Annotated in this window: 7 protein-coding genes and 1 pseudogene; 4 read left to right on the top strand and 4 right to left on the bottom strand. The window is 66.0% G+C overall.

Features of this window, described 5'->3' with window-relative positions:
- The coding region (locus tag FB460_RS12960; RefSeq protein WP_142094629.1) for a LuxR family transcriptional regulator at window positions 1-1812 on the top strand (1812 nt) is incomplete at its 5' end.
- Window positions 1813-1855: 43 nt separating this feature from the next.
- On the top strand, window positions 1856-2173 hold the full coding sequence (locus FB460_RS12955) for a rhodanese-like domain-containing protein (RefSeq protein WP_142094628.1): 318 nt from the start codon (window positions 1856-1858) through the stop codon (window positions 2171-2173).
- A 32-nt stretch (window positions 2174-2205) separates the two neighbouring features.
- Here the strand turns inward: FB460_RS12955 and FB460_RS12950 are convergent, their stop codons facing one another.
- The 4 genes from FB460_RS12950 to FB460_RS12935 all read right to left on the bottom strand — a co-directional run bounded on the left by FB460_RS12950 (window position 2206) and on the right by FB460_RS12935 (window position 7080).
- The gene (locus FB460_RS12950) at window positions 2206-3114 is read right to left on the bottom strand and encodes a LysR substrate-binding domain-containing protein (protein WP_142094627.1); all 909 of its coding nucleotides are present in this window, start codon (window positions 3112-3114) and stop codon (window positions 2206-2208) included.
- A 173-nt stretch (window positions 3115-3287) separates the two neighbouring features.
- Window positions 3288-4859, bottom strand: a complete 1572-nt coding sequence (ahpF, locus tag FB460_RS12945) for an alkyl hydroperoxide reductase subunit F (protein WP_142094626.1) — start codon at window positions 4857-4859, stop codon at window positions 3288-3290.
- Window positions 4860-5167: 308 nt separating this feature from the next.
- Window positions 5168-5731, bottom strand: a complete 564-nt coding sequence (gene ahpC, locus FB460_RS12940; RefSeq protein ID WP_142094625.1) for an alkyl hydroperoxide reductase subunit C — start codon at window positions 5729-5731, stop codon at window positions 5168-5170.
- Between the two features lie 179 nt (window positions 5732-5910).
- A complete protein-coding gene (locus FB460_RS12935; protein ID WP_142094624.1) occupies window positions 5911-7080 on the bottom strand; it encodes an MFS transporter in 1170 nt (389 codons plus the stop codon).
- Between the two features lie 263 nt (window positions 7081-7343).
- Here FB460_RS12935 and FB460_RS12930 point away from each other — a divergent pair, with 263 nt between their 5' ends.
- Both FB460_RS12930 and FB460_RS12925 read left to right on the top strand, forming a co-directional pair.
- Window positions 7344-8696: a transthyretin-like family protein gene (locus tag FB460_RS12930; protein WP_142094623.1), complete on the top strand. Its 1353-nt coding sequence runs from the start codon at window positions 7344-7346 to the stop codon at window positions 8694-8696.
- Window positions 8697-8815: 119 nt separating this feature from the next.
- Window positions 8816-9164, top strand: a pseudogene (locus FB460_RS12925) (hypothetical protein); the annotation flags it as partial.

Genomic DNA, 9164 nt, shown 5'->3' with positions numbered 1-9164 from the left:
AGCATGCGGATCATGATCGGATTCCGCACCAAACTGCTGCGGGCGGCGACGTACGAAGCGATGGGCGTTGCACGTCAGCGAGCGATCCACCGGCGGGCGGCCGAGGTGCTGAGGAGCTCCGATATCCAGCTGCAGCAGCGCATGTTGGCGTCTGCGGGGCCTGATGAGGCGCTCGCTCAGGACATCGAGGAATGGGCTGCCGAACAAGCCGATCAGGGCGCCTGGCATCGGGCGGCACGTGCATGGCTGGCTGCGAGCCGGATCTCTGAGCGCAGGGAGGAGGCCTCGCGCCGATTGGTGCGGTGCATCGACGCCACCGTGAGCGATGGAAACCTCTACGCCGCGCGGGCGGTCATGTCAGAGCTCGAACTCGGGGAGGGGCGGCCCGAGCGTCAGGCTGTGCTGGGCTATTACCAACTGCTGCTGGGGCACAAGGATGAAGCCGAGGTGCTCCTCAAACAAGCGTGGGAGCAGGCTCGCGATGCCGATTTCGGTACGCGCGCATTCATCGCCCACCGGTTGACGCTGCACGCTCTGATCGATTGGGATTCCGAGGCACTGGTGCACTGGGGGCGGCTCGCGCTCGATCTCGCCGAGCATGCTGATCCGCCGATTCCGGCGGGCTTCGAGGCTCACGCGATGCTCGGGCTCGGACTGGGTGGTGAGGGCCGCACCGTCGAGGCCGAGGACATGTACCAGTCGCTGACCAGTTCCGAGAACGCAGGTGCCCAGGGGCAACGTGCGCTGATGGGGCAGGGCTGGTTGCATCTTGCGCTCGAACGGGTTCCACTGGCGGCCCATGAACTGGAAGTGGCCGCACCCCTGACCGTGTGGCAGGGCTCCACGCGAATCTCGCTGTGGTCCTATGCATGGCTGGCGCACGCACGCCTCGCGCTCGGTGATCTGTCCGACGCCCAGGCGGCCGTCGACCAGGCACTGCCTCTGGTTCAGGAGACCGGACAGATGGTGGCGATGCCGCTCATCCACTGGGCCGGAGCCCAGATCGCGACGCTTCGTGGTGACAACGAGCTGGCCGAACAACATGCGGCCAAGGCGTCGGCTGTACGGACCGACTATCAGGCCATGCTGGTGGCCGCGACCATGGCGCGGGCGTGCGTCTCGATCGGCACCGGTGACTACGCCGGAACTGTGCGTGCCTTCGGCCCGCTGGTTCGACTGGACCGGCACAGCGGCATCGATGAGCCGGGCTTCTGGCCCTGGCACGACCTGTATGCGATCGCCTTGGTCGCGATCGGTGAGTTCGATGCCGCCGACGAGTTCCTGCGTCCTCACGAGGAGCGCGCCCGGGAACGGAACCATCGCTCGGTGATGGCCCGACTCGGCGCAGCACGGGGCAGGCTCCAGTTCAATCGTGGTGACATCGACGGCGGACGGGAGACATTCGAGCACTCCTTGTCGCTGATCTCGGATCTGCCGATGCCGTTGCTTCGTGCACGGATCCATCTGGGTTACGGGCAGGCGCTGCGTCGCCTCGGTAAACGTCGTGACGCCGAGACCGAGCTGTACCACGCACGACGCGGGTACGCCGCCATGGGAGCGACCGGTTACGTGGCGCGTTGCGACCGCGAACTCAAGGCCGGAACGCGCACCCGTGACAGTGCCTCGGTCACCGAGCTCACCGCTCAGGAGCAGGCTGTCGTCGATCACGTCGTGCAGGGAAAGACCAACCGGGAAGTCGCCGAAAGCCTGTTCATCTCCGTCAAGACGGTGCAGTATCACCTGACGCGTATCTACGCCCGACTCGGCATCAGGTCTCGCTCCGAGCTCACCGCACTCTGGCACTCGACATAGGGCAGAGCCTCGGCAGCCGTGTGCGGAGCGGTAATCTCGCAGCATGAACGAGATCTCCGTGACCGAACTCGCTGACGACGCCGTGCTGCTCGATGTGCGGGAACCCGATGAATTCGCCGCTGGGCACGCGGAGAACGCGGTGCATGTTCCACTGGGCATGGTCCCGGCGAGGGTGGCCGATCTCCCCAGCGTCGATGGCCCACTACCGGTGATCTGCCGTAGTGGTGGACGCTCCGCTCATGCTGCGATGTGGTTGGAGAGCAACGGCATCGCAGCGGTGAATGTTGCAGGCGGTATGCAGGACTGGCAGGCCAAGGGCAAGGCCATGGTGTCGGATGGGGACACTCCCACGGTCCTGTGACCCGGGCCGGCCACGGGGTGACGCGTGGGCCCTCACACGAGCGGTTCGACGAGGTCCCCGGGTGCTTCACGGATGATCGAGGCCAACTTGGGCAGCAGATCGCGGTAGACGCTGCCGGAGCGCCACACCAGCGCGATATCGCGGTGCGGGGTGGGGGCTTGGAACTCGCGCAGAGCCAGTGCGGGGTTCGGGGGAACCGGCGGTGCCATCGCAAGTCTGGGGATCAGCGTCTTGCCGGCGCCTGAAGCGACCATGTGGCGGAGGGTCTCCATGCTTGTGGCTCGGTAGTGGCCGCGCTCGGTGGCACGGGTGGCGCGGCAGAAGTCCAGGGCCTGATCACGTAGGCAGTGACCTTCGGTGAGCAGGAGCAGTTCGCTCCCGGCAAGGTCACCGGCCTCGAGTGGGCCACCGGTCATCTCCTCATCGTTCGCGGGCCCGACGAGCACGAAATCCTCACGGAACAGGGGAACCGAATCTGCTCCCTCCACCTGCACCGGTTGGGCGATGATGATGGCGTCGAGTTCTCCGGACTCGAGCTGCTCGACCAGGGTCTCGGTTTTTTCCTCCACCAGGAGCAGGCGCAGTTCGGGAAACGCCTCTTGGAGTGCGGGCATGGTGTGCGGAAGCAGGTAGGGGCCGAGCGTCGGGAAGATTCCCAGGCGTATCGAGCCGGACGCCGGATCCACCGATTGGGCGGCGATTCCCCGGATCTCCTCGACATCGGCCAACACGTGCCGGGCCCGGCGGACCACTTCGGTGCCCACGTGGGTGAACTGGACCCGGCGACCGCCCCGTTCGACGAGCTGGACCTCCAGCTCGGCCTCGAGCTTGCGGATCTGCGTGGACAGGGTCGGCTGACTCACGAAGCAGGCCGCCGAGGCTCGGCCGAAATGCCGATGCTCGTCGAGGGCAACGAGATATTCGAGGTCACGCAGGTTCATGGAATCCGGCTTTCGAGCTGGGAGGAAGCAGGGAAGCGGTTTCCTCCCACAGGACTCGGGTACCGGCCTCCACGGCCTGCTGCAACGTGGGGGTCGGGAATCCGGTGGGAGGAAACCACATTCATGGAATGACGGCCCGCCGGGGTTGGGAACCGGCCGGGCCCGGGCGGGAGTCAGGCCTCGGGGGCCGAGGTCCTGATGAGGTGGTCGAAGGCGGCGAGCCCGGCAGTGGCACCGCCACCCAGGGAGGTGACGATCTGCTTGTAGGGCTCGGTGCTGGCGTCACCGGCGGCGAAGATGCCGGGAATCGACGTGGCGCCGTTGGGCTCGATCTCGATCTCGCCACGACCGTTCATGTCGACCACGCCGTGCAGCCACTCAGTGTTGGGCAGCAGGCCGATCTGCACGAAGATGCCGCTGACGTCGAGGGTCTTCTCCTCGTCGGTGTCACGGTCCACGTAGACCAACGAGGTGACATTCGAGCCGTCGCCGACGACCTCCTTGCTGCGAGCCGAGGTGATGATGTCCACGTTCGGCATGCTCTTGAGCTTGCGCTGCAGGACGGCGTCAGCCTTGAGGTCCTCCATGAATTCCAGCACCGTGACGTGACCGACGACACCGGCGAGGTCGATGGCGGCCTCGACGCCGGAGTTGCCGCCGCCGACGACGGCGATGTTCTTGCCCTTGAAGAACGGGCCATCGCAGTGTGGGCAGAAGGTGACGCCCTTGTTGCGGTACTCCTCCTCACCCGGAACGCCGAGCATGCGCCAGCGAGCGCCGGTGGCGATGATGAGGGTCTTGGACTTCAGTTCATTCCCGCCGGCGAAACCGACGGTGTGCAGGTCGCCTTCGGCGGCCGCGGGAGTGATCGACTCGGCCTTCAACGGCTTGATCACATCGATGTCGTACTGGTCCATGTGCTCGATGAACTTCGCGGCGATCTGCGGACCCTCGGCGTAGGGGTAGGAGATGAAATTCTCGATGCCGACGGTGTCGAGGATCTGGCCACCGATGCGGTCGGCCACCAGGCCGGTGCGCAGCCCCTTGCGGACCGCGTAGATCGCTGCTGCCACGGCGGCCGAACCTCCACCGATGACAAGCACGTCGTAGGGGTCCTTGTCCTTGAGCGATTCGGCCATGCGCTCGGCGGCTGAATCGTCCAGACGCTCGACGAAGTCGGCGATGTCCATGCGACCGGCACCCCACTCCTCGCCGTTCAGGTAGATGGTGGGCACGGCCTGGATGTTCTTCTCGTTCACCTCGTCCTGGAACAGCGAACCCTCGACGGCGGTGTGCTTGATGCGCGGGTTCAACGTGGCCATGGCGTTGAGCGCCTGCACCACGGTGGGGCAGTTCTGGCACGACAGCGACATGTAGGTGACGAACTCGAGGTCCTGGTCAAGACCCTTGACCGCCTCGATGGTGGCGTCGTCCTCCTTGACCGGGACGCCGCCGACCTGCAGGAGCGCCAGCACGAGCGAGCTGAACTCGTGGCCCAGCGGGATACCGGCGAAACGGATCGAGATATCGGCGCCGGGGCGTTCGATGGCGAATGACGGACGACGCTCGTTGTGGTCATTGCGGCGGTCATGCGTCACGCGATCGGAGAGGGCGGCGATCTCATCGAGCATCTCGGCGAGGTCACCGGCCTTGGAGCTGTCGTCCAGGGAGGAGGCGAGGACGACATCCTCGGTGAGCTTTTCGAGGTAGGACTTGAGCTGTGCCTGAAGGTTGGCATCGAGCATGGGATTCTCCTTGGCTGGGCGACGCATCGAGTGCGTGCTGGTGGTGGCGAAGTGGCAGGTGCCCGGACGCGGGCGGCGTCAGGGGTCTGCGGAGCACAGCCACCGAAGCGGGGCTGCGCGACATGACGGGAGGAAGCAGGGCCGGCCGGGGCGCGGGACGTGTCGTCGGCCTGCACGGCGGCGGGTCATGGGGATGACGCGGCGTCATCAGGTGGTCATGGGGATGACGCAGCGTCATCAGGGGCGGGATGTCCGCCCGGTGTCCCCGGCCCGCTGGGGTGCGGGCCGGGGAACGGGATCGAGCAGGATCAGATCTTGCCGACGAGGTCGATGCCAGGCGTCAGCGTGGCCTCTTCCTCTTCCCACTTGGCGGGGCAGACCTCGCCCGGGTGGTTGCGGACGTACTGAGCGGCCTTCACCTTGCGGAGAAGCTCGGTGGCGTTGCGGCCCACACCCTCGGGGGTGATCTCGAGGTACTGGATGATGCCGTCGGGGTCGACGAGGAAGGTGCCGCGGTCGGCCTGGCCGGCGCCCTCACGCATCACGTCGAAGTTGTTGGTGACCTGGCCGGAGGGGTCGCCGATCATCGTGTACTGGATCTTGCCGATGGTCTCCGAGGCCTCGTGCCATGCCTTGTGCACGAAGTGGGTGTCGGTGCTGACCGAGTAGATGTCGACGCCGAGCTTCTGGAACTCGTCGTAGTTGTCGGCCATGTCACCGAGCTCGGTGGGGCAGACGAAGGTGAAGTCGGCCGGGTAGAAGAAGAACACCGACCACTTGCCGGCGACGTCCGCGTCGCTGACGTCGACGAACTCGCCGTTACGGAAGGCGGTGGCCTGGAAGGGGAGGATCTTGGTGTTGAGAACTGACATGTGCGACTCCTTGTTGTGTCGAGATTGCCTCTCGTTGATGAACACTATATATCTGTTCTGGCTATTGGTCCATGGGTTGTTGATTGATTGTTTCAATCGTCGACTTAGGGGCGGGATATCGTCTGCCCCTATTGATTTTCCGTGTTTTGTTAGGTCGCATCAATGAAGGGGTGTCTGGCTCAGCGTCGTTGCAGGGTGAGTGTCGCCAGCCAACCCATGGCTGCCACGGCGGCCGTACCGGTGAGGGCGATGGGCAGGGAGAAGGCGGCGGCTGCCGCGCCGATGCTCGGGCTCAGGGCGAGCGTCATGATGCGCATGCTCCAGCTCACCAGTGTGACGCCGGTCTGTGGTTTGAGGCCGCTGATGGCGTCGGCCTCGGTGAAGGCGATGGGGACGGTGACCGATGAGCCCAGCCCGGCGAGGCCCCACAGTGCCAGCGCTGGAATGGTCCATGGTGTCCAGATCCCGCCGATGAGCCCGAGGGTCACCATGCCCAGGCTCAGGCGAAGGGCGGCGTGGATCCCGAGGGTGTCGATGACCGAGTCGCCGATGAAGCGGCCGACGAACTGGGCGCCGAGGATCACGCTGAGGCCGATCCCGGCCATCGACAGGGGGAGGGGGCGTTCAGTGGCCAGGTACACCGCCGACCAGTTGTTCGCCACCTCCTCGGCGGTGATCCCCGCTACGGCGATCAGGGCGAGTGGCGCCAGCAGGAGGGCCGGGTGGCGGCGCCGTGATGTGGTAGGTGCTCCTGCGGGCGCATCGACAGGGGCCCCGGCGTCCGGGAGGTAGTGGCGTGCTGCGATGATCACCGCGATCGCGCACAGTGCACCCCAGGCTGCGGTGTGGATCAGTAGTGGGACGCCCCAGGCTGCGGCCGCGGTGCCGACCGCTGCTCCCGTCGCCGCGCCCGCACTCCAGCCGGCGTGCATGCGGGTGATGATCGAGCGCCCGAGCGCCGATTGAATGCGTAGCGCCTGTGAGTTCTGTGCCACATCGACGGCTGCGTCGAGGAAGCCGGAGAGGATCAGTCCGGCGGCCAGCATCCAGGTCTGGCCGAGGGTGACGCCGATGGCCGCCACCGTGATTCCGGCGGCGAGGGCGGTGGTGCCGATGGCGCTGGTGCGTGCGGTTCCCAGGCGTCGGATCGCCAGAGCCGGGGTCTGCCCCGCGAGCACTCCACCGAGGACCGCGCCGACCACCACGAGGCCGAACAGCAGGGGTGAGAGGCCCAGGGCCTGTTTCACCTCGGCATAGCGGGCCATGAGCGTCGAAAGGAGGGCGCCGTTGGTGAAGAAGGCGACCGTGGCGGCGATACGCGCAGCCGAGGTGGGTGGAGGTGCGCTCATGGGTTCACTGTGCCACGCGCGTGAACCGGGCCCGAGGGGTTGTTCGAACGCTGGTTCGCAGGGGGTGAACGGTGGGCGTCGAGAATGCTCCGAGTGTTCTGTTCCGCCCGATGGTTGAGGATGAAAATTACATGTTGTTGAACATCAGGTGAGAAGTGTGCATATGCGCCGTCCCGAGTTGGCGCGCTCATGAGCTCCTGCTTAGTATTGCCGCGAAAGTCGCCGTCATGGGCGAAGAAGCGGTCTACTGGGGTGGGTAAAGAATGAGTGAGTCGTATTTCCGTCGGGTTGCAGGTGTCGGTGTGGGGGCGATCGCAGGCGCCCTGATGATCGCCGGACCGGTTCATGCCGCTCCGACCCCGGAGCCGACCGCGTCGGTGGAGGCGCAGGCGCTGGGCACGGCGACGCTGCAGCAGGATGAGTTCACCCTGGAGGAGATGCTCGACGGCGTCACTCTGAAGGTGGACGGCACCGGTTTCGAGCGGGCGGCCTACATCTCTGCGAAGGTCGTCCACACGGCGACCGGAGCCGAGATTCCGGCGCTCGGTTCGATCATCGCGGATGAGAGCGGGGCCTTTACCGGGGAGACCGTGAGCCTGACGGCTCATGCGGAGGCCGACCGGGGGCTCCTCGGGCAGTACACGGTGACCTTCGAGACGATCTCGGGCGAGAAGCTTGCCGAGGACGCCCACTTCACCGTCACCGATGGTGAGACACCGGCCAACGATCCGGCGTCGGAGGACTCCTGGACGTTCCTCATGGGCGACAACATGGCGGTCGGGTTCGACTACCTCTACAACAACTACGGGCTTGTCGCCGTCGAGGGGCTGAACCTGGATCCCGAGAGCCAGCACACCGTGCAGGTGGCCCGGGATGAGAACTTCGAGAGCATCGGCATCGATCGGGAGATCGTGGCTGATGAGTTCGGTTCGGGCTACAAGGACGCCAACATCGTCGGTCTGATGAGCGTCGAGGAGGAGACCATCGGCACCTACTTCGTGCGGGTGCTGGATGGCTCCGGCGAGCTGATCGGCGGCGTGTGGACGTTCGAGGTGGTCGGTGGCGATCAGCCGCCGATGCCCATGGAGACCCCGACCGACGAAGTGCCGGTCGACGAGGCCCCCGTCGATGAAACCCCGGTCGATGAAACCCCGGTTGAAGAGGAGCCGGTGGTCGAGGTCGATCCGGCCGTCGTGACGCACTTCGCCTACGACTCGGTGTGCTCCCCGACCGACAGCGGCCGTGAATACACCCCGGGTGAGACCTACACCTGGGTGGCCTGCAACGGTCTCGAGGAGCCCATCCCCGGAACCGAGATCAAGATCTTCGAGACCGCTGACGGTGACCTGAACAATCTGGAGCAGGGAACGCTCGTTGAAACGGTGACGACCAACGAGGCCGGTGAATTTCAGATGACGGTCGCTGCCGACGGTTACGTGGGGGCGATCTCGTCGGTCACGCCCGAGGTGCGGGTCATCGTTGGACAGGCCCCGACCGCTGGTGGGGCCGATGAGGGCGATGCCCCCGCAGAGGACTCGTCCAGCGAGGCCCCGGCGGATCGGCCGGCCGAGCCGGGTGAGGCAGCTCCGAAGGGTCTGCCGAGCACGGGTGTGTGATCCTCGAATCATGTGAATGGGCCTTCTGGCACTGTGGAGGGGTCGTCCTGCGGGGCGGCCCCTTCGCGTTGTTCGAGGTGGGTCGAGGGTGATCGGCCGATGTGCTGGAAGGAGCGGGCGTGGGTGATTCTGGGGTGTCCCGAGGCCCGGGTGCTGAAGCCGCATGGGTGGAGCGTCTCGGGGTGGGGGCATGGACCGATGTGGTGGTGGCCCTGCGGGCCGGGGCGGATGTGGTCGATCGCGGGCAGTACATCGTCGTGCGCACGCCCTCCAATCGTTCGTATGTGTGGGGCAACTGCATCCATGTCCTGGAAGGTGCTGACGATGCGGAGCGGTGGCGCACCGTGTTCGCGGAGGAGTTCTCCGATGTGGGGCACGTGGCCATCGGGCTGCCGCGTACCCCTGACGCGGCTGCCTGGCCGGGCCTGCACGTGCGCGTCGAGGACGTGTTGGTGCGTGGGCCCGATA

Source organism: Propioniferax innocua, assembly GCF_006716235.1.
In the GTDB taxonomy this organism is placed as follows: domain Bacteria; phylum Actinomycetota; class Actinomycetes; order Propionibacteriales; family Propionibacteriaceae; genus Propioniferax; species Propioniferax innocua.
The sequence above is the reverse complement of the archived record's forward strand: the minus strand, read 5'-3'. Positions and strand labels throughout refer to the sequence as shown.

Excerpts from the sequence above, each read along its gene's own strand:
- FB460_RS12950 (WP_142094627.1), bottom strand. The coding sequence starts at position 3,114 with ATGAACCTGCGTGACCTCGAATATCTCGTTGCCCTCGACGAGCATCGG.
- FB460_RS12955 (WP_142094628.1), top strand. The coding sequence starts at position 1,856 with ATGAACGAGATCTCCGTGACCGAACTCGCTGACGACGCCGTGCTGCTC.
- ahpC (WP_142094625.1), bottom strand. The coding sequence starts at position 5,731 with ATGTCAGTTCTCAACACCAAGATCCTCCCCTTCCAGGCCACCGCCTTC.
- ahpF (WP_142094626.1), bottom strand. The coding sequence starts at position 4,859 with ATGCTCGATGCCAACCTTCAGGCACAGCTCAAGTCCTACCTCGAAAAG.
- FB460_RS12935 (WP_142094624.1), bottom strand. The coding sequence starts at position 7,080 with ATGAGCGCACCTCCACCCACCTCGGCTGCGCGTATCGCCGCCACGGTC.
- FB460_RS12930 (WP_142094623.1), top strand. The coding sequence starts at position 7,344 with ATGAGTGAGTCGTATTTCCGTCGGGTTGCAGGTGTCGGTGTGGGGGCG.